The following is a 23324-nucleotide window of genomic DNA, read 5'->3' as shown; positions in this document are numbered from 1 at the left end:
AGTTTAAATATTCCACGGATTCAGAAGCTTAAATCACGTATCAACCATCCGGCTTAAACTTGTAATAAATTTCATCACCTGTCTGCCTTACGGTCAACTTGCCGCTGTTCTCCAACTTTTCAATCACCTGTATCACTCCATCAAAGGAGATTTCAAGGGCTTTTGAAAGTTGTTGCGCTGTCTGCGGTCTACGCATGAGAGAAGCCTGAATCCGGTCAAATGCTGCGGAGTCTCCATCCTGCACATGGACGGATGTATCCGAGCCGTTCCTTCCCTTTGCGCCTTCATCGGAACCGCAATCCCTGTCAGTGCAGGGCGCGGCATCAAGAGCCTTTTTCCAAAGATCTAAAGTCCCGGAATCAACCGGTAAAGCAACCTCTAGAGTTCCGGGGCGCGAAAGTGTGACCACATCAATGCGGTCCGGGGAGAGTTCAGAACAAAAAGCTTTCATTTTAGAAAGATTTTCAGCCGAATCATTGTATCCCCTTGAAAGGAGCACTTCCAGAAAAATCTTACCTTTGAACTCCTTACGGAATTCGATCAGAGCCTTAGCTACGTCTTCAGGATCAATTCCTTTACACGGCCTGTTTACGGCCCGAAATTCCGAAGCAACAAGAGAATCCATCGACGGAAGCACAATATCTGCTTCCAGCAGTTCTCTGCGAACTTCGGGGTCCGTCATCGGGGTGGCGTTTGTTAATACAGCCACGGGCAAAGACGGGAAAAGTTTTTTAACTCCACTGATAATCTCGGGCAAATCGGAATTGAGAACCGGCTCCCCAAGACCTCCGAGAGTAATCACATCGGGCAAAAGATGTCCTTCCTGTTTCCAGCTTGCAAGCTCATCAAGAATTGCAGTAGCGGAAACATAAGGCCTGCGCTCACTCACCAGAAACTCTGTCGCTCCGACTTCGCAATAAACGCAATCCATGGAACAAATCCGTTTTCCAAGCAGATCCAAACCAAGCGAACGACCTATTCTACCGGAAAAAACCGGCCCGAAGATATACTTATAACCCATATTCTATCCGTCAAGAAGCAAAAAATTCAATTTTATGGAAATTATCTTCCAATCTCGTCGATCAAAACCTCTAAAAAGACTCAAAGAGACTGTATTTACAGACTGATCTTCAAATCTTAAATAAAAAATAATCACATGCTAAAAAACACAACTTTCTTTGAACACATTACCACTAGTCCTATTGCATTAAAAACTCAAGATTTTATATATGCCGCGACAATTTGCTGATTAATGTTTTTATCAACAATTCCGGCAGTTCAAAAAAAATAAAATTTAAATTAGGCAGGGCAATAAATCGGTATTGAATATATAAGGCAGAGCGTTTAAGTGCTCCCCGACCAATATTACAACCCAATATTATAAAAGTCAGGGATTGACTTACGCGCGTTTCAACCGTAATCCGGCGGAATATTCATTCAGGAGGAAGTCAATGCTTAATGCTGGACAAGTGGTACTGCTCATAAACCCCAAGGGCAAGCGTTATTTACGCGTAGTAAAGGATGGGGATGATATTCATACCCACGATGGCAAAATCCTTATGGAAGACGTCATCGCTGCAGGATATGGAAGAATGGTTAAGACCCACTTGGGGCGCAAGTACCAGATTCTTAAGCCGACAGTCCATGATTTGATCAAAGGCGTAAAACGTCAGACTCAGATTATGTATCCGAAAGAAATCGGATATCTTCTGCTTAAACTGGGAATCGGTCCAGGATGCAGAGTTATTGAATCAGGCTCAGGATCAGGTGGCCTGACAACCGCTTTAGCCTATTATGTAGGTGACACCGGTAAAGTTTATACCCATGAACGCCGTCCTGAATTCTTTAAACTTGTCAGCAAAAATCTTGAATGGTCAGGACTGTCACATCGCGTTGAACAGTTTAATCTTGATATTGAAGAAGGCTTTCAGGCAACAGATTGTGATGCTCTTTTCCTCGACGTCCGCACTCCATGGGACTACCTGCACCACATTCCTAAAGCCGTTATCCCCGGATCAATGCTCGGATTCCTGCTGCCTACAACTAATCAGGTCAGCGAACTTATCGCCGGACTTGATAAAGGCCCTTTCACTGACATTGAAGTTGTTGAAATTCTTCTTCGCCGCTGGAAACCTGTCGCAGAAAGACTGCGCCCTGATGACCGCATGGTCGCTCACACAGGCTTCCTTGTTTTCGCCCGCTCCCTTGATAGTTCCATAATGTCAGGTGACGATCAGAAAACAGAAGAAAAAAAAGAAGCTACACCTGAGATAGCAGAAACTACAGTTGAAAATCAGGCAGAAACGACCCCGCCAGAGGAAGCTCAGACAGAAGAAACTACTGTCACCGAAGCTCCGGCTGTCGAAGCAACTGAAGCCGCAACTCCGGAAGCCGCTCCAGAAGTAAAAGATGACGAGACGACAGAAGAAACGACTGATAAAGCCTAAATCGCTTTCAGTTAATATAGAATTTAAAAAGGGCTTGGAGTGATTACACTCCAAGCCCTTTTTTATGAGCTAAAATCGATTTCTTAATTCAAAACGACACAATCCAAACAATCGCGTCTGAGTCTTAAACCTGTCATGTGTGAGAATATTATATTTTGGAGTCGCCATCATATTACTGAGTCTCTTTTTCAAATCTGGCTATGTTCAGATTATTTTGTTTAATAACGGCTATTATGAACATTTTTAAAAACAATATTAGTGCAATAAACTTTATAATTAAGGCCATTTGATTTATAACCAGAATGAATAGATTTTCATCAATACCTTGCATTATCTTTGCGGGGAAAAGATACAATTTACTAAGCAAAATAAGCCTATAATTTTCTATAAATATAAATAAAGGAGCACAAAAAAACATTGAAAACAAAAATAAGTATTTAAAATTTAACCCACGATACTCAGACCGTAAATATCTTTTCAGTGCATAAAGAGATGACAACATTAGAAAGAGCGTAAACATTGCAATTTTTATCACATAAATAACTTTAATATCCGACACCATAATAAGAAATGATCTAATTTCAAACATTAAACATATTAGATATGAAACCAATATAAATTAGGCAACAAGTAGTATGTTAAATACAATTTAAGAATCTGGCTTTTCGTAAATATGCTTGTATAAAGGGACTCAACAATTACAGATTCTCCATATGGAACAAACGAATCTCTTAATGACATGAACTAATCTCCATTGAAAACAACGCAAAAAAGCTTGAAGTATAAGACTCCAAGCACTTCCGAACAAGCCAATTACAAAACTTATTCCAGGACGGTACAAGTCCACCCTTTTCACCTGAATTCAAAAACTAGGGAAAGATCCTCACCCTTCCATCCTTGGCTTTTAACATGACAAAACTTCTACATTATTCACAACATTAGAGCCGCAACCGTATACCCCTCTTAATCTGCCATGTAAATCCGATCCGAAGGATTCAATTCTTCCCTTCTCTTCTTCTGTAAAACATAATATCTCTGTTTATTCATAAAAAAATCCCATCATTAGGGTTAACAAACGAAATCTCTCAAAATCATTGATTCTGAGAGATTTCACCATTTCCACTAATAATAGGATAATAAATACATGCGACAAAATCTGACAGGTTATGTCGTGATCTCAATCAACACATATCAATTTTTTAGTTCAGCAACATATCCAGTATTTGATCGTCCTTAGACTTTTTAGGCTTAGCTGGTCTAGGGTCTGGAGTCGGAGCAGGTTGACTCTGTGGAGGTTTGTTACTTTGCACTGTACTCGGCTGCGATTGGGTCTGAGCCTCCGCACTTTTACCCGAGAAATAAAAATCACCCACCAGTGATGAAGATTCCCACGGAGTCTGTTTACGGCTTGTATCTTTTATGACCCCGATACGAACTGTTTTAAAAAACTTCTCGATAGTTAGATTCTTTTTACCCATATTTTTCACCATGTGTGAAACATAAGGGCTATTCGAACCTTTACCGTCGAGAGCGACCGTTCCCGGTGCGGTGGCAAAAGCTATGAAAGATCCGGTTGGAGCATCCATCTGGGCCAGACCATTTTGAGCGGACCTGAAACTACGCTTGAACGGATTATTCCGGCACGCATCCAGAATTACGATATTCATTCTGTTGCCGGCATCTTCCATTTTAGCAAGCACCCTTCCGGCATCTATGGCTTCATACTGAACATCAGCTTCGCCCTGAACTTTCATGCCGATGGGGACAAGGTAATTGCGACCTTTAACCTGCAACCCGTGTCCTGAAAAATAGAACAGACCTACATCTTTTTTTGTAAGTTTACGGCCGAATTCATCTATAGCTTTCCCGATTTGAGCACGATCCGCATTTTTCAGCACCATCACTTCAAACCCTGATTTTTTGAGAGCGCTGGACATTGCATTGATATCATTCACGGGATTTTTGAGCGGGCCGTTCTTGTAAGCAGCATTCCCCACAAGGAGGGCCAGCCTTGACTGAGCTTGTGAGGGTTGGGCTGAACCGAAGAACAGACAACAACCGGTTAGAAACACGAAGAAATAAAAATTAACTTTCGATAACAATAATTTTTTCATATATCTCCCCTCACAGAGCTAAAAATAAATACTAACCCAAACTTACATCATCACCTGCTGAAATGAGCAGACAAAAGCTCCGCCGAACAATAGTGAAACAACAAAGATCCATGCCGGTTGCAGGAAGAAGCAAAGAATTCCCACGATTTTAACCCAGCCATGCACCCCGCCAGTCTCTTCTAAAATCATGCGGGTATTCTGCCCCGGATATGTAGACATTACCGCATAAGCCTTAGCAGTGCTATCCCTGTAATATAAAAAGTACGCACTAAGCCCATATCCGAATTGAGCTATTAAGTTACCAAAAGGCAAAAATCCTAATAAAAATGTGACAAATGCCCAAAAATACATTTTACGGTATAAAAACCACCAGAAACCGAACAAAAACGCAGGCCAGTGCCAAGTGACAGTAAACCCGTCCCGCAGGGATTGAAATTTTGCAAAATTAAATAAATATTTACCAGCATTGGGACCGATAAAACTTGCATAATCATCAGTAGTTATCATGTTCATAATATATTCTCCGTGAATTTTCGGGACTGTCTAAGTTTTTAATCTATATTTTAACATCATCCGCTTAATGCCGCACGCAGAAAAAATTGGCAACACCAGTATACATAAAAATCCCGCAAAGCCTGCTTTTTTTGACATTCGCACCATATTGGACTAACGAGATTTGGTTCCACGCCCCGAACCGGGATCGGGCCGGTTTTATTCCTATTTACCCCGAAAATCCGCAAAGAGAAGAATTATGGCAAAAATACAAAAAATCAAAGGTGTTGCAGACCTTTTCCCTGAAGAAAGTGCAAAATATGCCTTCATGGAAAAAACAGCCAGAGACGTTTTTTCAAGTTACGGTTTCGGAGAACTGAGAACTCCAATTCTCGAAAAAACCGAGCTGTTCTGCCGCTCCATCGGTGAAGAAACTGATGTTGTGCAAAAAGAAATGTATACTTTTCCTGATCGCAAAGGCCGTTCGCTCACAATGCGTCCTGAAGCCACCGCAGGTGTTGTCCGCGCATATGTTGAAAATAAAATTTATCAGCCGGGCAAAGTAAGCAAATTATTCACTGTCGGTCCTATGTTCCGCTATGAAAGGCCTCAAGCTGGACGCATGCGCCAGTTTCATCAGATAAATGCAGAAGTTTTCGGAGCCAGCCAGCCTCAGGCGGATGCGGAAGTCCTGCTCATGCTCTCAACTTTTCTCAACAAAATCGGCCTTAGCAAACTTTCTTTCGAGCTGAACTCACTTGGCTGCCCTGAATGCAGACCTGTTTTCAGAAAGGCTCTTGATGATTATTTCAGCGGAGTGGATCAGGATAAATTGTGTGAAGACTGCACCCGTCGCGTCAAAACCAATCCACTCAGAGTTCTGGACTGCAAAAGCAAAGGTTGCAAAGAGCTTACAAAAGACGCTCCATCCATCCCGGATCACCTTTGCGGAGATTGCCGAGATCACTTTGATGCGGTAATTGCTCTTATTAATGAAGCGGGACTGGACTACACTCTGAATCCACGACTCGTTCGCGGTCTCGACTATTACCAGAGAACAACTTTTGAAGTAACTTCCGGCGACATCGGCGCACAGACTGCGGTTGCAGGCGGCGGAAGATATGATGGACTGGTCCACAGTCTCGGCGGAGCACAGGTTCCGGGCATAGGATTTGCCTGCGGAATGGAAAGACTGGCCATGCTGCTGGACGGAGAATTTCAAGAAAAACTTGATTTCTACATAGCTCTGGTTGATCAGAGAGCGGCCGGAGATGCCTTGATTTTTGCAGAAAAACTGCGCAAATCAGGACTCAAAGGAGAAGCGGCTTTTGTCGCCACCAGTATGAAAAGTCAATTACGTCAGGCAAACAAGCTTGCTGTAAAGAAATGTTTTATATTCGGAACGGACGAAGTTGAGAACGGAACGGTCACAGTCAAAGACATGATCGAAGGCGGACAGGAATCCCTGCCGCGTGATGAATATTTCAAATAAAATCCCGGGAGAGACTACCATGTCTGAACAAAATGAAGAACGCAGTTACGACGAATACCGAGTGATTGAAGACCTTGGAGGCTGGAAAAGAACTCACAATTGTAATGAAGTAACCGCAAAAAACCTCGGTGAAGAAGTCCTGCTCATGGGCTGGGTTCAGTTTCGCCGCGATCACGGCGGACTTATTTTCATCGATCTGCGTGACCGTGAAGGTCTTACACAGGTTGTTTTCAGCCCCGAGCACAACACAGATGTTCACGAACGCGCTCACGCTATCCGTTCAGAATACGTTGTTGCTATCAAGGGTAAGGTCAGAGCCCGTCCCGACGGCATGATCAACAAAGCTCTGACAACAGGTGAAATTGAAATCATCGTTGATGAATGGAAACTTCTTAATACTTCTGAGACTCCTCCTTTCGCCATTGAAGACCGTACAGACGCGGCTGAACAGCTCCGTCTTAAATATCGCTTTCTGGACCTGCGCCGCCCTATCCTTGCCAAGAACTTTATCCTGCGCAACAAGGCCGCACAGTCTGTTCGCCGCTTCCTTGACGGACTTGGATTCCTCGAAGTTGAGACACCTGTTCTCACCAAGAGTACTCCTGAAGGAGCACGCGACTTTCTGGTCCCGAGCCGCATGAACAACGGTGAATTTTACGCTCTGCCGCAGTCTCCGCAGCTCTTTAAACAGATGCTCATGGTTTCCGGCCTCGACCGTTATTTCCAGATCGTTAAATGTTTCAGAGATGAAGATCTTCGCGCAGACCGTCAGCCTGAATTCACTCAGATTGATATTGAAATGAGCTTCACTGACGAAGAAACAATCATGGGCATGGCTGAAAACATGATCCGCACAGTTTTCACCGAAACCATTGAAAAAGAGCTTCCTTCTGCTTTCCCGCGTATGACCTATGCTGACGCAATGCGCGATTACGGTGTGGACAAACCTGATGTACGTTTCGAACTGAAACACCTCGAAGCTACTCAGATTTTTAAAGGTTCTGACTTCAAAGTTTTTGCTAAATCTGAACTGATCAAAGTTCTGCATGTTCCAAACGGAGCGCAGCTCAGCCGTAAAGAAATCGACGAATACACTAAGTTTGTTGAAATCTACGGTTCCAAAGGACTTGCATGGATTAAAGTTAAAGAAGATGGCGAATGGCAGTCTCCGATTGTTAAGTTTTTCAACGAAGAAGAAATTGCAAAGCTTTCTGAACTTACCAAAGCAAAAGCTGGAGATATTCTTTTCTTCCAGGCCGGATCAACTGATATCGTAAATGCTGCACTTGGAGCACTTAGAATTAAGATCGGTGAAAGATTTGAGCTTATTGATGAGAGCGCATATGCTCCATTATGGATTACCGACTTCCCGCTGCTTGAGTACAACCCTGATGAAAAACGCTACGTTGCCAGACATCATCCTTTCACCTCTCCGCAGGTTGGACAGATGGATACCATCAGCGAAAATCCGGGAGAAGCTCTTGCCCGTGCATATGACCTCGTAATTAACGGTTACGAAATAGGTGGCGGTTCCATCCGTATCCATACCCCTGAAATGCAGCAAAAAATGTTTTCAGCTCTCGGTATTGGCGAAGAAGAAGCCCGTTCCAAATTCGGATTCCTCATGGACGCCCTTAAATTCGGAGCACCGCCTCACGGAGGCATTGCCTTTGGTCTGGATAGACTTATTATGATACTATGCGGAGCAAAATCCATCAGAGACGTTATAGCCTTCCCTAAAACTCAGAAGGCTACCTGTCTGATGACTGAAGCACCTTCAGCCGTTGCAAGCACTCAGCTTCGCGACCTTGGAATCAGACTCCGCGAAAAGAAAGAAGCTTAAACCAAGAGCCTCTTTACAAGTCAAACGATAAAAAGATAGCATTCCGGTCTGCACAGAGCAGATCGGAATGTCAAAGCCGCAAAAAAAGCGACTGTAAGCCTTTAATAATTACGGGAATCCCGAACACTTTGTGTACGGAATTTCCAAGGAAAATCTCAAGTACTATGAAACTCGATATTCTCAAATATCCTGATCCTAATCTTGCAGATCCATGCGCCGTTGTAGAAAAGATTACTCCTGAGCTTAAAGAGCTCATCGATAACATGGTTGAAACCATGTACGAAGATGACGGAGTCGGTCTGGCAGCGCCGCAGATCGGAGAAAAGCTCCGCCTGATTGTAATTGATCCATCAGGCCCTAAAAACAGAGAAGATCTGCAGATAATTATCAACCCTCAAATCATTGACAGCGAAGGAAAAGTAGATTCCGAAGAAAGCTGCCTCTCCTGTCCTTCTTTCAGTTGCGTCATCAAACGCAGCGAAAAAGTTACTGTGACCGGAATGGATGAAAACGGGAAAGATATCAGAATTGAAGCAGACGACTTTCTGGCAATCGTTCTTCAGCACGAATTAGATCACCTTGACGGAACTCTCATAGTAAACAAAGTGGGCCGTCTTAAAAAAGCAATGTACGATAAGAAGATCAAAAAATGGCAGCAACAAGAGAAGAACCACGCTGGAAAATAGTTTTCATGGGCACTCCGGACTTCGCGTCCACCATTCTTGAATACCTTCAGGAGTGGGACGGTTGCGAAGTAATCGGAGCTTATACCCAGCCTGACCGCCCTTGCGGAAGAGGCCACAAACTTAAGCCTTCTCCTGTGAAAGAAGTAGCTCTGAAACATGATATACCTGTGTTTCAACCGCTCAATTTCAAGGACAAGGCTGATATTGAACAGCTGCGTTCACTAAAGCCGGACTTCCTTGTTGTGGCTGCGTACGGACTGATTCTTCCTCAGGAAGTTTTGGATATACCTGCGGTATTGCCCATCAATGTACACGGCTCTCTGCTTCCCAAATACCGGGGGGCTGCTCCTATTCAGCGCTGCATCCAAAACGGTGACGTCGCAACAGGTATCACTATCATGAAAATGGAAGCAGGGCTTGATACAGGCCCCATGCTGCTCCAGCAAGCGTTAGGAATTGCGTGGAACGACCACGCCGGAAAAATCCATGACGAACTGGCTGCAATGGGCGGACCGCTGATAATGGAAACGATTCTTCGTTATCATACCGGCAAATTAGCTATAATAAAACAGGATGATGAAATCGCCACTTACGCCGCCAAGCTTACAAAAGAAGACGGATTGATAGACTGGAATAAAAATGCAAAGGATGTGCATAATCAGATCCGCGCAATGCACCCGTCACCCGGTGCTTATTTCTTCTGGCAGGCCGAAAACGACAAAGAACCGGTTCGTCTGGTCATCACTCCCGGCAAAATAAGCGATAAAGAAGCCGTAGACACTACTCCGGGAACAATTCTCGGTGAAGATGACGGTTTTCTGGAAATAGCCTGTAAAGACAAAATATACCTTGCAGAAAAGGTAAAACCGGCTGGCAAAAAAGCCATGGACGGACGTGCTTTCATGTGTGGATATATGAGCAAATTACATACACAACCAACTAGTACGGATGGACAGACATCCGGTTCGGATTGCTAAAAGTGAGTGTCGAGAAAGATTCTAAAAAACGCTTGTTCATCGGCCTGATTACTGGCACATGCATTCTGCTCTGCCTGTTTTTAGCTTCGTTGTGGTATGTGCCGTATGTCGGTATTTCCGCCTTCGGTTCATGGGCTTCATGGATATTAGGTGTAATCGTTACAATTCTCATATTGCTCGTCGGATGGGCCTATCTGGCTCTACTCGCCAATGTGGTTCTTGGAAAAACTTTCCCTTTTTCCACGAAAGCACGGGGCCTTACGATTAAACTTTTTCTGCCGCTTATGACCATACTGGGTAGAGTCTTCGGCCTCTCCAAACGTAAAATAAGAGCGTCCTTTATCAAAGTTAACAACGAACTGGTTCAGTCAAAAGCCGGAACCTGTGACCCTGATAAAATATTAATGCTTACTCCGCATTGCCTGCAAAACAGCCGTTGTGACATGCGCCTTACTTACGATGTGGACAACTGCAAGCGTTGCGGACTTTGCACCATCAAGGGGCTTCTTGAACTTCGCGATAAATACGGTGCCCATTTCGCTGTAGCAACCGGCGGAACCATCGCAAGGCGTATAGTTGTCCAGAAAAGACCGAAACTGATTATAGCGATTGCCTGTGAACGGGATCTTGCCAGCGGAATTCAAGACACTTATCCGCTGCCGGTTTTCGGAGTTCTTAATGAACGACCACACGGGCCTTGCCTTGACACACAAGTATCTCTTATAGCAGTTGAAAATGCACTGCGAAATTTTATTAAAGCTGAAAAATTACCTGTCGACGCAGAAAAAAATGTCGGCATGACACCCCTTAGCGGCCTCTAAAAAACGGAATCTATCAGATGAAAAATTTATCCCTGCCGGGGCCCAGAGGGCTGGCTTTTGATTGTGTATCCAAAACTCTTGATAGTGGAATGGATGCTCAGGCCATACTGGACTCTGCCCTTTCATCAAACGATCTGGCTCGACGAGACCGCGGTTTTATTACCGAAGTTCTATACGGCTATCTACGAATGAGAATCCGCCTGCAACACGTGCTGGGCTGTTTTCTTTCGAGACCGGAAGGACTTCCTGCACCTGTTCTTCAAGTCTTAGGAATTGCTTCATATGAAATCCTGCACATGGATGTTCCCGCCTACGCATCTGTAGACTGGGGCGTTGATTCAGTAAAAAAGCTGACCCGGGGTAAACTCGGAGGTCTCGCAAATGCTGTGCTTCGTAAAGTTGCAAGACTTGCTGAAGACGGTGTGGATATCGATTTTTTCCGCAGAAATCTCCACAATGAAATGAAAGCTCTTTCCGCTTACTACGCATGTCCGCAATGGATTGTTGAGTTATGGATTGACAGTTACGGCAGAGAAACGGCGATTCAATACCTCGAGGCTCAAATTTGTCCTCCTGCTGCCGGATTTGCAATTGATACATCAGATGATGCGGGACAGGACGCGGCGGCGGCCCTACTTTTAGAAAAAGAATTTATTGCTTCTGACGGAGAAGCTTTTGCCTTTCATTCAGGGGTTCGCCCTACGGTGCTGGAAGGACTGCCGGATAAAGTTCTTTTCAGACAAAGTTACGCGGCAAGAGTTGCTCTTTCCATACTTGAACCTTCAAGCTGGCCCACTCCTGTATGGGATGCATGCTCCGGTCGCGGCGGTAAATCACGATACTTGATGCACAATGACATTAAGCCGGTTCTCGCCAGTGATCCACACCTCGGAAGGCTCACTGCTTTGAAAAAAGAATTCCCTTCTATTGCGGCCTTCAGAGGCTCTGCAATCAATCCACCGATTGCTGCTGGAACCGTCGGCACAGCCCTGCTCGACGTACCTTGCTCAGGTCTCGGTGTCCTTTCAAGAAGACCGGACACTAAGTTCAAACGCTCATTTGAAGATACAGAATCTTTGGTTCTTTTGCAGTCTAAAATACTTGATAATGGCTGGAAAACTGTTCGCAAAGGTGGATTTTTAGCATACATAACCTGCACACTTAATCCTGCGGAAAACCACGGGCAAATCGCTAATTTTTTAAAAAAGAACAAAGATACCCGTCTGAAAAAGGAATGGACAACATCTCCGGATTCACAGCTTAAAGAATTTTTCTATTCTGCTCTGCTTGAAAAAATATAAACGCAGTCTAAGCAAAAGAGCTATTAGTTGTTCTGCGTACTCTTGATATAATCCAGAAATTTTTGGGCTTCAGGATGATCAGGATTAAGGCTGAGAGCTTTCTCCAGATGTTCAACACTTTTGTCAAGAAGGCCTTTTTCAAAATAAGCTCGAGCCATATTGTAATGCAGGTTCTCGTCATTTGAGGTCATTTCCAGTGCCCGATTATAATAATCTATGGCCTGATCCTGCATTCCGGTCTTCCTCAAATTAATACCGAACTCGTTAAAAAGATGCTTATGCTCGGTTTCAAATGCGGCATCAAGACCCACGAGCCTTTCAAATATATCATTAGCTTTGCTGGATTCTCCGCGCTCCATATAGGTAAGTCCCAAACCGAAATTTGCGCGGACATTATCTTCATCCACACCTAATGCATTTTGAAATTCAAACTCGGCACTGTACGTTGCTCCGGCCTGTCTAGCTTTTTCACCACGCTGAACAGTTCCGCTAAGCTCTTTCATTTTAGGATAAACTGTAGAAACATAAAACTCCGGCTCAGGAGAATACTTTGAAAGAAATTCTTCCATTGTGACCGCTGTTTTAGGACCGGAAGGAATATAATTGGTATTAAGAGCCTGAACTTCTACATTTCCATCATCCATTTCTGTCGCCATCCAATACATCTTACTGATTGTACGACGCACAGTTGTCCCGGTTCCAATCTTTTGTACGTTCTGACTGGAAAAGACACCTTGAATCTTTTTTCTTCCCTTATTATCATCTACAGCAGCCATTGATGTTTCCTTTATTTTTTCAAAATGTAGCGATAAACATAGATAATTTCTTTAAGGAAAGCCACTAACAAATGTAACCAAACAGTGTGAAAGAAGCTTTACTCCAACCAGTTATAAAAATATCTTATAAATTTGCAATTTATCTCTTCATTTTTACTTCGCTAAGTTTTACCCTGCGCCCGAGTGATCATATCATTTTAATAAATTCCCGCTACGCTATGGACTAATGACAAAATTATATTGTTAATGTAAGTACTCATTGCTTAACGATTTACCATTATTTATGCACAATCCCGTAAAAAGCGGACATAGACCAGCAGAGGGCAGTATGACAAAAGCTAAAATAGGACATCGTATTAAAACTTTCAGAGAAAAACAGAGCATCAGCCTCGAAGAATTCTCGAAACGCACAGGGCTTGGAGTTGATTTTCTCGAAGCCGTCGAAGAAAAAGACAAATACCCCTCACTCGGACCGCTACTTAAAATTGCAAGAGCTCTCGGTGTAAGACTCGGCACTTTTCTTGATGACCATGTCAGCAAAGACCCCCTAATCGTCCGTTTAGATGAGCGTCAGGAAGAACTGACCATGCATTCAGAGAAAAAAGAAACCGCTTCTATGAAGTACTTTTCCCTTGGTAAAGGAAAAAGTGACCGTCACATGGAACCTTTTTTTATCCAGATTGAACCAAGCAACGAAGAACACAGACTCACTTCTCACGAAGGAGAAGAGTTTATCATTGTTGTTTCCGGTCAGCTTGAAATTGTCTACGGCAAAAAAACAAGCGTCATAGAAGCAGGCGACAGCACATATTTCAATTCTGTAGTTCCTCACAGCGTTGCTGCTTACGGCGACAAAAAATGTGAAATATACGCAGTTCTGTATTTCCCTGAATAAGAGAATAAGGTGGAGAATCACATGGAAAAATCACACCTCAGGGAAATCACTCTCGGGGCATTACTTGATGAAGCGGTTGAAAAATGGCCGGATAATGAAGCAGTTGTTTACGTTGATCGCGATTTCAGACTCACTTACAGCGAATTCGGCGAACTGGTAGACGAGCTTGCTATGGGGCTCATGGCTCTAGGCATCAAAAAAGGTGAGAAAGTTGCTATCTGGGCAACCAACGTTCCTTACTGGGTGGCTCTGCAGTTTGCCACAGCCAAAATTGGTGCCATTCTGCTTACCGTTAATACTTTCTATCGTACGACTGAACTGGAATACCTGCTCAAGCAGTCCGAGTGCGAAAACCTCGTCATAATCGATGGATTCAGAGACATAGACTACATCCATACAACTTATGATCTTATTCCTGAATTGCGCACTCATGAAAGAGGCTACCTTCAGAGCGAAAAATTTCCAGACCTCAAAAGAGTATTCTTTCTTGGACAGGAAAAACATCGCGGTATGTACTCAATGCCCGAAGTTATCAACCTCGCTGTTGTGACTTCAGACGAAGAATACGAAGAAAGACAAGCTACTCTCGACCCGCATGATGTTATCAACATGCAATACACCTCCGGGACCACAGGCTTCCCCAAGGGCGTACAGCTTACGCACTACAATATAGGCAACAACGGCTACTGGATCGGAGAAAATCAAGGGTTTACTTCGAACGACAGGCTTTGTCTGCCGGTTCCACTGTTCCACTGTTTCGGCTGTGTGCTCGGAGTTCTTGCCGCTGTCAATCACGGCACAACTCTCGTCATTCTCGAAGGGTTTGACCCACTGTTAGTCATGGCTTCTGTTGATCAGGAAAAATGCACTGCCCTTTACGGGGTGCCTACCATGTTTATTGCCATCCTTGATCACAAGCTTTTCAATAAATTTGATTACTCATCTCTGCGTACCGGAATTATGGCCGGTTCTCCCTGCCCTGTTGAAGTGATGAAGAAAGTCATGGACAAAATGAACATGAACGATATCACCATATGTTACGGATTGACCGAAGCCTCTCCGGTTATGACGCAGACCCGCATGGACGATGACATTGACCGCAGAACAGCATCAGTGGGCCGCGCAATGCCTGAAATAGAGGTAGCTCTATTCAACCCCGAAACAGGTAATCAATGCGCTGTCGGTGATACAGGTGAAATATGCTGTCGCGGCTATAATGTGATGAAAGGGTACTATAAGAACCCCGAAGCCACTGCTGCAAACATCGATGTTGACGGCTGGCTGCATTCAGGCGACCTCGGAGTTATGGATGAGCAGGGTTATCTTGCTGTTACCGGACGACTCAAAGATATGATCATCCGCGGCGGTGAAAATATCTACCCCCGTGAAATTGAAGAATTCCTCTACACAATGGATGGAATACTCGATATTCAGGTTGCCGGAGTCCCAAGCAAGAAATTCGGGGAACAGGTCGGAGCATTCATCATTCTTAAAGACGGAGTCGATATGACTCCTGAAGATGTTGTAGATTATTGCAGAGGCAAGATTTCAAGATATAAAATTCCTAAATTCATTACATTTATTGAAGCTTACCCCATGACAGCAAGCGGAAAAATACAAAAATACAAGCTAAGAGAGCTTGCCGAAGAGATGTTCCCCGACGCTTAACGGCTGCAAAGGAATATTTTTATATAAATATTACGGGGAATTTTGCTTAAATCCGGCAAAACCCCCGGTTCTTTTAATCGGATTCACCCATATCAGGGAGACTGTATGAGTAATGATCAGGCATACAAAGAAATTGCTCCGCGACTCAGAGGCATTAGAGATGCCGTGGACATGACCGTGGCGGAACTGGCTGAAAAAGTCGGGGTAGAAACAGCTCTGGCTGAAAAATATGAGTCAGGTGAAGTTGAAATCCCTGTAAGCTACCTCATGGATGTAGCACACGTATGCGGAGTAGGACTTACGGTTCTGGTTTCCGGTAATGAAGCCCATCTCAAAAACTATGCTCTGGTCCGCAAGGGCAAAGGCTTCAACGTCGACAGGCGTAAGGACTATGACTACAAGAACCTTGCTTCAACCTTTGTCGGCAGACGCATGGAACCTTTCATGATTAATGTTCCTGCTAAAAAACCTGCTGACATGAATTTTACCACTCATCGCGGACAGGAATTCATTTATGTGCTTGAAGGCAGACTCGAACTGAGACTGGACGACAACATACTTGAACTTGAAGCCGGTGATTCTCTATATTTCGATTCAAATACTCCTCATGCTTTGCGCGGTTTAGACGGAGAACCAGCCCGCATGCTGGATGTAATTTTATAACCCGATCAGGAGCATAACATGCAAAAAGAAAAATTCAGCTCCTATCCGGAGTTCTGTGAGAAATACAAAATAGAAGTTCCCGATAATTTCAACTTCGCTTTTGATTTTGTTGATAAAACCGCAGCGGAAGACCCTACCCGTTTGGCAATGATTCACATTGACCCTGATGGTGTCCGCACTGAAAAAGATTTCGAATTCTTCTCCAAAGCATCTTCAAGACTCGCCAACGGTCTTACAAAAGCAGGAATAGGCAAAGGCGACAGAGTCATGGTTATTCTGTATCGCCGCATAGACTGGTGGGTTTCAATGCTTGCCTGTCACAAAGTAGGTGCAGTTCCCGTTCCTTCGCCCAATCTGCTGACAGTTAAGGACATTGAATTCCGTGTTAATTTTGCAAAGATCAAATGTATTATTGCGGAAGATTCTGTTGCAGACAGAGTTGAAGAAGCAAACGCAAGCTGCCCCTCCTTAAAGGTTCTCATTCAGGCAGGCAAAGGCAAACTTGCGGAAGGCTGGCTGGACATAGACGGTCTCTGCGCTGAAAATTCAGACTCCTTTCCACGTCCCGCAAACAGCGCAGGCGGTGACGACGCTCTGCTTATTTTCTTTTCATCAGGAACCACCGGGCAGCCTAAAATGGTGGAACATACTCACACCTATCCCCTTGGACATTACACAACAGGCGCATACTGGCACGACCTAGAACCCGGCAACATTCATCTGACCCTTGCCGACACAGGCTGGGGAAAAGCTGTCTGGGGCAAATTCTACGGACAGTGGATGGCCGGCGCGACTGTCTTCACATGGGATTTCCGGGGTAAGTTTAACCCTGCGGAGCTGTTGCAGATTATTGCCGACCACAAAGTAACATCTTTTTGCGCACCTCCCACAGTATACAGATTCATGATTCGTGAAGATCTCACTAAATATGACCTTTCAGCCCTGACTCACTGCACCACCGCAGGAGAACTTCTCAACGCTTCTGTCTTTGAAGCGTGGCAAGAAGCAACAGGTAAGCCTCTTTACGAAGGATACGGTCAGACTGAGTCTACACTACAGATTGCAACATTCCCCCACATGACTCCGAAACCTGGTTCTATAGGCAAGCCCTGCCCCGGCTGGGACATCGCTCTGATTGATGTGGAAGGTAACAAATGTGCTGCCGGTGAAGAAGGTCAGATCTGCGTAAGAATTGATCCTGCTAAACCGGTTGGACTGTTCAACGGATATCTGGACGAGCCTGAAAAAACCGCAAGCGTGATGGTAGACGGTTACTATCAGACCGGCGACAAGGCTTGGATGGATGAAGACGGTTATTACTGGTTCCTCGGCAGAACTGATGATCTCATTAAAAGTTCAGGTTACCGCATCGGGCCTTTTGAAGTAGAAAGCGCACTCCTTACCCACGCTGCCGTCATTGAATCAGCAGTAACAGGTGTTCCAGATCCTGTACGTGGTCAGGCAGTTAAGGCGACAATTGTTCTCGCCGATGGTTTTGTAGGATCTGCGGAACTCACCAAAGAACTACAGAACCATGTAAAAAAGGTCACCGCTCCTTACAAGTATCCCAGAGTTATCGAATACGTGGACGAACTGCCCAAGACTATCAGCGGCAAAATTAAACGGGCTGAAATCAGAGCTAAAGACGAAGAAAAGTATAAATAAAGACGTTCAAGAACAACTTAAACCCCTCCATTGCATTTGCTTTGGAGGGGTTTTTTGTTGTATTAAAAAATATGAACACAGACAAAATTTTAGTTTTCATACAAAAGCTACCCACCACGCTTGCTGCAATTTTATTGATAACTTGGAGCAAACCCTATTCAAGTGATCTACCTTTACCACATTTGTGGGGCTACACTTTCAGCATGCCTCTCCGCTTAGGCCTTACGGCTGTAGGCGGAGCTTTTTTATATTATAGTCTTTTTTATACAAAACCTAAAAAAATCAAGAAAATAGAGACGTACGAAGACAAAATATGTCCTCAATGCGGTGAAGTCTTTATAGCTGACTACATTCCAGAAGACGATTTTTGTTCAAAATGCAAAATCCCCTTAGAGCCTCTGAAAGATTTTTATAAACGTCACCCGGAATTAAAAGACCTTGAAGAAACGCCTCCTGAAATAATGAACGACATAAAGTAACTTGATCAGCCTCGACTTAGGTCGAGGCTTTTTTTATCTTTCCCACTTGACCTGTCTATAGCTTTACAGTGCAACATGGTTTTCAACATCAGCTGATAAACACGAATGAGGCTCTGCATGAAAACAAAAAATATAACTGAAACGAATTCGAAAAACCGGACAATAGGAAGACTAGCCAAAAAATTCGGGCTGTCCCGCAGCACTCTTCTTTACTATGACTCAATTGAACTGCTTTCCCCTTCTTCACATTTGAAAGGTGATTACCGGACTTATTCAAATGACGAGGAGGAACGGCTTTCTCAAATCTGTCATTATCGAAAAGCCGGAATTCCGTTAAAAGACATCAAAAAAATTCTTGATGCTCCGGGTAATGAAATTTCGTCAATTCTTGAGAGCAGACTTAAAGATTTAAACGACGAAATCGGCTCCCTGCACGAGCAACGGCAGTTCATTTCAGGTATTTTGAAAAACACTCCTAACGTGAATATCTCAGGACAACTAAGCAAAGAACTTTGGACAGAATTACTTCGAAGCTCTGGATTCAGTGAAGACGATATGCACGAATGGCATAAGGCTTTTGAAAAATCACACCCGGATAAGCATCAGCAATTTCTGGAATATCTCCAGATACCTAAAGATGAAATTGCGCTTATCCGTAAATGGTCAGTTGGACCACAACTTATTATCAAGATTAAAGACGCAAGTGAGAGATATATGAACTTATTTTTTAAATTCTTTGACCAAATGCCAAAGCTTGGGCCAGGCAGCACCGAATCAACCTTAAAAGCCCTTTCGCTCCTCGGGCCGCTGAAAAAAGATATAAACATTCTGGATATCGGGTGCGGAACAGGCACTCATACTATTGACCTTTGTAAAAACACAACAGGGCACATTACTGCTTTAGACAACCGCGAAGCTGTGCTCGAAAAACTCAAAAACAAAGCGCGTGAAACTGGGTGTGAAGATAGAATAACAACCACTATCGGGGATATGAACGATCTTGGATTCGCTCCCGAAAGCTTTGACATAATCTGGTCCGAAGGATCTCTCTTTATCATGGGATTTGAAAACGGACTGTCTAAAATGAGAGATTTTTTAAAACCTGATGGATTTCTGGCAGTATCAGAACTGGTCTGGACAAGCGAGAACAGACCGGAAGAAGCCTTTAAATTTTGGACGGAAAGCTATCCTGAAATGAAAACCATTGAGCAAAATATCAAACTTTTTGAAAAACATGGTTACGAAATGATAGCACATTTCATTCAGCCTGCAACTGACTGGTGGGACGAATATTATGCAGAAATGGCTAAGAACCTTCCTGAATTTGTCGAAGAACATAAAGAGATTTCAGAGGTGAATATACTTTCTGAAAATCTTAATAAAGAAATGGATATGATGCGCAAATACCCGGACTCGCAGGGTTACGCTTTTTATTTGGCACGAAAGAAATAACAAACGCAAACGCTGATCATTCCAACAAACCTGATCTTATATTTAATCAAGAGGATAATGACATGAGTATCAATAATTCTGAAAATTTTACTAAAGAACAGTGGACCGAAATATTCCGAGAAGCCGGATTCGGTGACGAGGACATGCACCGCTGGCACATTGCATTTGAAAAACTTCATCCCGCTGTTCATCAGCAATTTTTAGAACACTTACATGTTCCGGAAAATGAAATTAAACAAATTCGAGAGTGGTCCAAATCATAACTTTATCTTGAATAATGCTCGCGGATTATAAAAAAGAAAGGCGGAAAGTTTTAACTTTCCGCCTTTCAATACTTTGAAATAATAAATTCAAGTCAGTTAGCTGCAATCACAAAGAACATTTATTTTGAAGCAATCTTTCACCGGCTTCAACAGATCTCGTAATCCAAACATTACCGCCGACAACTGAACCTTGACCGATAGTAACCCGGCCCAGAATAGTTGCGCCTGAATAAACAATCACGTCGTCTTCGACTATGGGATGACGGGCAATGCCCTTAATGAGTGTGCCGGAATCATCCTGCGGAAAGCTTTTTGCTCCAAGGGTTACACCCTGATAGAGACGAACATTACGCCCGATAATACAGGTTTCCCCGATAACAGTACCCGTTCCATGATCAATGAAAAAATGTTCCCCGATCTGTGCACCTGGATGGATATCAATGCCGGTCTTAGAATGAGCCATTTCACCGATAATACGGGGAATCAAATCCACCTTAAGCTTATAAAGCTCGTGAGCAATGCGGTGATGAGTCAGAGCCGTAATACTTGGATAACAGAAAATAGTTTCGCCCGGGCTTTTGGAGGCAGGATCACCAACGTAAGCAGCCTGCACGTCAGTTGCCAAAAGTTTGCGGATCTGCGGAAGCTTCGACATAAATTCACCGGCAACACGCTTGGCCTCGACCTCGCAATCAATGCAGGTACGGTCGTCTGTGCTACAAAAGAAACAGTGCCCGCGTGAAATCTGCTCCACGAGCAGCCTGTATGCAATATCAAGACTACCGCCGACGTGATAGCGCATAGTTTCAGGGCGTATTTCTGAATCTCCGAAATAGCCGGGAAAAATCACCGCCCGAAGGCGTTCCACGAGTTCACCCAAAGCTTCAAGCGAAGGCATCGGGCGATCATGTTCAGGCATATGATAAACAGCCTGATAAGATTCTTCCTCACAAAGAGCATCCACTACATCCGACAACATTGGAGCACCGAGCTTAGTTACCATTTTATTGACCTTAATCCTGAAAAAGTGCGGTACTTAAATAACGTTCTCCAGTATCGGGAACGATGAAAACGACCAGCTTATCTTTGTTTTCTTCACGTTTTGCGATTTCAACAGCCGCATGAGCCGCTGCCCCGGCGGAAATGCCACATAAAATGCCTTCTTCCTGCATAAGCCTACGTCCCATACCCAGAGCATCAGCATCGTCAACTTTGAATATCTCGTCAATAACATCTGTCTGGAGCACTTCAGGCACAAACCCGGCCCCGATACCCTGAATTCCGTGAGGAGCAGGAGCGCCGCCAGAAAGAACTGGAGATTTAGAAGGCTCAACAGCTACGATCCTTATAGCAGGATTATATTTTTTAAGAATTGAACCGACTCCAGTAATCGTTCCGCCAGTACCGACTCCGCACACAAAAATATCTATCTTACCATCAGTATCCCGCCATATTTCTTCTGCGGTTCCGGTACGGTGTGCTTTGGGATTGTCGGGATTAGCAAACTGCATGGGCAAAAATGAACCGGGATTTTCTTCGGCAATTTCGCGGGCTTTATTGATAGCTCCGGTCATGCCTTTAGGGGCCGAAGTTAAAACAAGTTCCGCTCCGAAACCTTTAAGCAGGTCTTTGCGTTCCTGGCTCATACTTTCCGGCATAGTCAAAATAAGCTTATACCCTTTTACGGCGCAGACAAAGGCAAGACCGACCCCGGTATTTCCGCTGGTAGGCTCAACAACGACAGCCCCCCTTTTAAGGTCACCGCGTTTCTCGGCCTCTTCAATCATAGAAACACCGATCCGGTCTTTAATGGACGAACACGGATTAAAGAACTCAAGCTTGGCAGCAACTGTGGCAACGCAGCCTTCTGCCGTACTGTTAAGTTTAACCAGTGGAGTATCGCCTACTAGAGAAATCATTGATTCATGTATGTTCATTTGTCCCTCGTTTAATTTTAGTGCTTATATAGCAGACTGTTCCGTCTGACATATATAGGTAGCAACTTATTTTGCCGAGTCAACTCCTGCTCCAAAAAACACGGACGAGAAACTTGCTCAAAATGTTTCCCGTCCGCGCAAATAAACTTTTTTGAACATCCATTTTAATGATCTTCTACCCAGTCCAGCCCTTCATCACCGCGTCTGAACGGTGAAAACTCACGCAATCTGCTGATAATCGGAGGAAGCTCCTTAAGTACCAGATCAATATCTTCATCAGTATTGTACACCGACAAGGAGAATCTGAGTGATCCGTGAGCGTAAGTAAACGGAACGCCCATTGCGCGTAGAACGTGCGATGGCTCGAGGCTTCCCGAAGTACAAGCTGAACCGGAACTGGCACAGATACCGAATTGGTCGAGCAGGAGGAGCATTGCTTCTCCTTCAATATACTTAAACGCAATACTCAAAGTATTAGGCAGTCTTGAGGCTTCAAAACCGTTCACCATGGCATCAGGAATAGTTGCCATAAGGCCCTTTTCAAGCCTGTCGCGCATTGCCCGAACTCTGGTATTCTCTTCTTCAATATGATTAACGGCAAGATCCATAGCCACACCAAGTCCTACGATACCCGGAATATTCTCAGTGCCGCCCCTGCGCCCAAGCTCCTGATGTCCACCCAGCATAAAGGGTCTGAACGGAGTATTGCGACGCAAAAAGAGAACACCTACTCCCTTCGGAGCGTGAATCTTATGTCCTGACAAAACCAGATAATCAACCGCTAACTTCTTCAAATCAAGAGGAATCTTGCCTACTGCCTGAACAGCATCGGTATGAAAAAGAACGCCGCGTTCCTTTGTAATCTCAACCATTTCTTCAATGGGAGAAATAACGCCGGACTCATTATTAGCATACATAACAGAAACAAGAGCAGTATCAGGTCTGATCGAATCGCGAAGCTGATCAAGGTCCATACGGCCCTCAGAATCAACACCGAGCAAAGTTATATCATACCCTTTGCGCTCAAGATGCTTGGCAACATTCAAGACAGCCGGATGCTCTACACGGGTAGTGATAATATGCTTCTTGTCAGGTTGCGACTCAATCGCAGAATGAATCGCAGTATTATCACCCTCTGTTCCGCAAGAGGTGAATATAATCTCCGACGGACTGCAACCCAACCCGGCAGCGATCTTTTCCCGCGCCTCAGACAACAACTTTCCAGATCTGCCGCCGAGACCGTGCATGCTGGACGGATTTCCGTATTCATCCTCAAGCAAAGGAAGAATTGCTTCCCTGACTTCAGGAGCGACCATTGTTGTGGCATTGTTATCGAGATATACTGGTCGCATC

21 protein-coding genes are annotated in these 23324 nt (G+C 44.2%); 14 read left to right on the top strand and 7 right to left on the bottom strand.

Going from position 1 to position 23324, the window contains the following annotated elements:
- Window positions 1–40 precede the first annotated feature (40 nt).
- Complete coding sequence (locus JEY82_RS12575) at window positions 41–1021, bottom strand: radical SAM protein (protein WP_304085940.1); 981 nt, start codon at window positions 1019–1021, stop codon at window positions 41–43.
- Between the two features lie 430 nt (window positions 1022–1451).
- On the opposite strand from JEY82_RS12575, the gene JEY82_RS12570 reads away from it, so the two are divergent.
- Window positions 1452–2447 (top strand): tRNA (adenine-N1)-methyltransferase, encoded by a 996-nt coding sequence (locus JEY82_RS12570; protein ID WP_304085938.1) that lies wholly within the window; start codon window positions 1452–1454, stop codon window positions 2445–2447.
- Between the two features lie 1199 nt (window positions 2448–3646).
- Here the strand turns inward: JEY82_RS12570 and JEY82_RS12565 are convergent.
- On the bottom strand, window positions 3647–4561 hold the full coding sequence (locus JEY82_RS12565; RefSeq protein WP_304085936.1) for a caspase family protein: 915 nt from the start codon (window positions 4559–4561) through the stop codon (window positions 3647–3649).
- A 42-nt stretch (window positions 4562–4603) separates the two neighbouring features.
- Window positions 4604–5074: a DUF2628 domain-containing protein gene (locus JEY82_RS12560; RefSeq protein ID WP_304085934.1), complete on the bottom strand. Its 471-nt coding sequence runs from the start codon at window positions 5072–5074 to the stop codon at window positions 4604–4606.
- Between the two features lie 238 nt (window positions 5075–5312).
- Between JEY82_RS12560 and hisS the strand changes: the two genes are divergently transcribed.
- The 6 genes from hisS (at window position 5313) to JEY82_RS12530 (ending at window position 12173) form a co-directional block, all read left to right on the top strand.
- Window positions 5313–6545, top strand: coding sequence for a histidine--tRNA ligase (hisS, locus tag JEY82_RS12555; protein ID WP_304085932.1), 1233 nt, complete (start codon window positions 5313–5315; stop codon window positions 6543–6545).
- A 19-nt stretch (window positions 6546–6564) separates the two neighbouring features.
- The gene (aspS, locus tag JEY82_RS12550) at window positions 6565–8388 is read left to right on the top strand and encodes an aspartate--tRNA ligase (protein WP_304085930.1); all 1824 of its coding nucleotides are present in this window, start codon (window positions 6565–6567) and stop codon (window positions 8386–8388) included.
- Window positions 8389–8552: 164 nt separating this feature from the next.
- Entirely contained in the window at window positions 8553–9074 is a 522-nt protein-coding gene (def, locus tag JEY82_RS12545; RefSeq protein ID WP_304085928.1) for a peptide deformylase, read from the top strand.
- Complete coding sequence (fmt, locus tag JEY82_RS12540; protein ID WP_304085926.1) at window positions 9038–10051, top strand: methionyl-tRNA formyltransferase; 1014 nt, start codon at window positions 9038–9040, stop codon at window positions 10049–10051. The genes def and fmt overlap by 37 nt, the downstream gene beginning before the upstream one ends.
- A gap of 2 nt (window positions 10052–10053) precedes the next feature.
- A complete protein-coding gene (locus JEY82_RS12535) occupies window positions 10054–10872 on the top strand; it encodes a DUF116 domain-containing protein (protein ID WP_304085925.1) in 819 nt (272 codons plus the stop codon).
- A 17-nt stretch (window positions 10873–10889) separates the two neighbouring features.
- On the top strand, window positions 10890–12173 hold the full coding sequence (locus tag JEY82_RS12530; protein WP_304085923.1) for a transcription antitermination factor NusB: 1284 nt from the start codon (window positions 10890–10892) through the stop codon (window positions 12171–12173).
- Window positions 12174–12196: 23 nt separating this feature from the next.
- Here JEY82_RS12530 and JEY82_RS12525 read toward each other — a convergent pair whose 3' ends face one another.
- A complete protein-coding gene (locus tag JEY82_RS12525) occupies window positions 12197–12949 on the bottom strand; it encodes a lipopolysaccharide assembly protein LapB (RefSeq protein ID WP_304085921.1) in 753 nt (250 codons plus the stop codon).
- A gap of 328 nt (window positions 12950–13277) precedes the next feature.
- On the opposite strand from JEY82_RS12525, the gene JEY82_RS12520 reads away from it, so the two are divergent.
- From JEY82_RS12520 to JEY82_RS12490, 7 genes are all read left to right on the top strand, one after another.
- On the top strand, window positions 13278–13844 hold the full coding sequence (locus JEY82_RS12520; RefSeq protein WP_304085919.1) for a helix-turn-helix domain-containing protein: 567 nt from the start codon (window positions 13278–13280) through the stop codon (window positions 13842–13844).
- A 21-nt stretch (window positions 13845–13865) separates the two neighbouring features.
- Window positions 13866–15512 (top strand): AMP-binding protein, encoded by a 1647-nt coding sequence (locus tag JEY82_RS12515; protein ID WP_304085917.1) that lies wholly within the window; start codon window positions 13866–13868, stop codon window positions 15510–15512.
- A 105-nt stretch (window positions 15513–15617) separates the two neighbouring features.
- Window positions 15618–16175: a helix-turn-helix domain-containing protein gene (locus JEY82_RS12510; RefSeq protein WP_304085915.1), complete on the top strand. Its 558-nt coding sequence runs from the start codon at window positions 15618–15620 to the stop codon at window positions 16173–16175.
- 18 nt (window positions 16176–16193) lie between these two features.
- A complete protein-coding gene (locus tag JEY82_RS12505; protein WP_304085913.1) occupies window positions 16194–17840 on the top strand; it encodes an AMP-binding protein in 1647 nt (548 codons plus the stop codon).
- 71 nt (window positions 17841–17911) lie between these two features.
- Complete coding sequence (locus tag JEY82_RS12500; protein WP_304085909.1) at window positions 17912–18319, top strand: hypothetical protein; 408 nt, start codon at window positions 17912–17914, stop codon at window positions 18317–18319.
- A gap of 117 nt (window positions 18320–18436) precedes the next feature.
- Window positions 18437–19771 (top strand): MerR family transcriptional regulator, encoded by a 1335-nt coding sequence (locus JEY82_RS12495; protein WP_304085907.1) that lies wholly within the window; start codon window positions 18437–18439, stop codon window positions 19769–19771.
- A gap of 62 nt (window positions 19772–19833) precedes the next feature.
- Window positions 19834–20034, top strand: a complete 201-nt coding sequence (locus tag JEY82_RS12490) for a hypothetical protein (protein ID WP_304085905.1) — start codon at window positions 19834–19836, stop codon at window positions 20032–20034.
- Between the two features lie 106 nt (window positions 20035–20140).
- On the opposite strand, the gene epsC is transcribed toward JEY82_RS12490, so the two are convergent.
- The 3 genes from epsC to nifS all read right to left on the bottom strand — a co-directional run bounded on the left by epsC (window position 20141) and on the right by nifS (window position 23323).
- Window positions 20141–21037 (bottom strand): serine O-acetyltransferase EpsC, encoded by an 897-nt coding sequence (gene epsC / locus JEY82_RS12485; RefSeq protein ID WP_304085903.1) that lies wholly within the window; start codon window positions 21035–21037, stop codon window positions 20141–20143.
- 10 nt (window positions 21038–21047) lie between these two features.
- Complete coding sequence (cysK, locus tag JEY82_RS12480) at window positions 21048–21971, bottom strand: cysteine synthase A (protein ID WP_304085901.1); 924 nt, start codon at window positions 21969–21971, stop codon at window positions 21048–21050.
- Window positions 21972–22135: 164 nt separating this feature from the next.
- The gene (nifS, locus tag JEY82_RS12475) at window positions 22136–23323 is read right to left on the bottom strand and encodes a cysteine desulfurase NifS (RefSeq protein ID WP_304085899.1); all 1188 of its coding nucleotides are present in this window, start codon (window positions 23321–23323) and stop codon (window positions 22136–22138) included.
- Window position 23324: the final 1 nt, after the last annotated feature.

It is taken from the genome of Maridesulfovibrio ferrireducens, from assembly GCF_016342405.1.
Classification (GTDB): domain Bacteria; phylum Desulfobacterota; class Desulfovibrionia; order Desulfovibrionales; family Desulfovibrionaceae; genus Maridesulfovibrio; species Maridesulfovibrio ferrireducens_A.
Note: the sequence above shows the minus strand (reverse complement) of the source record. Positions and strands in the feature narration are given on the sequence as shown.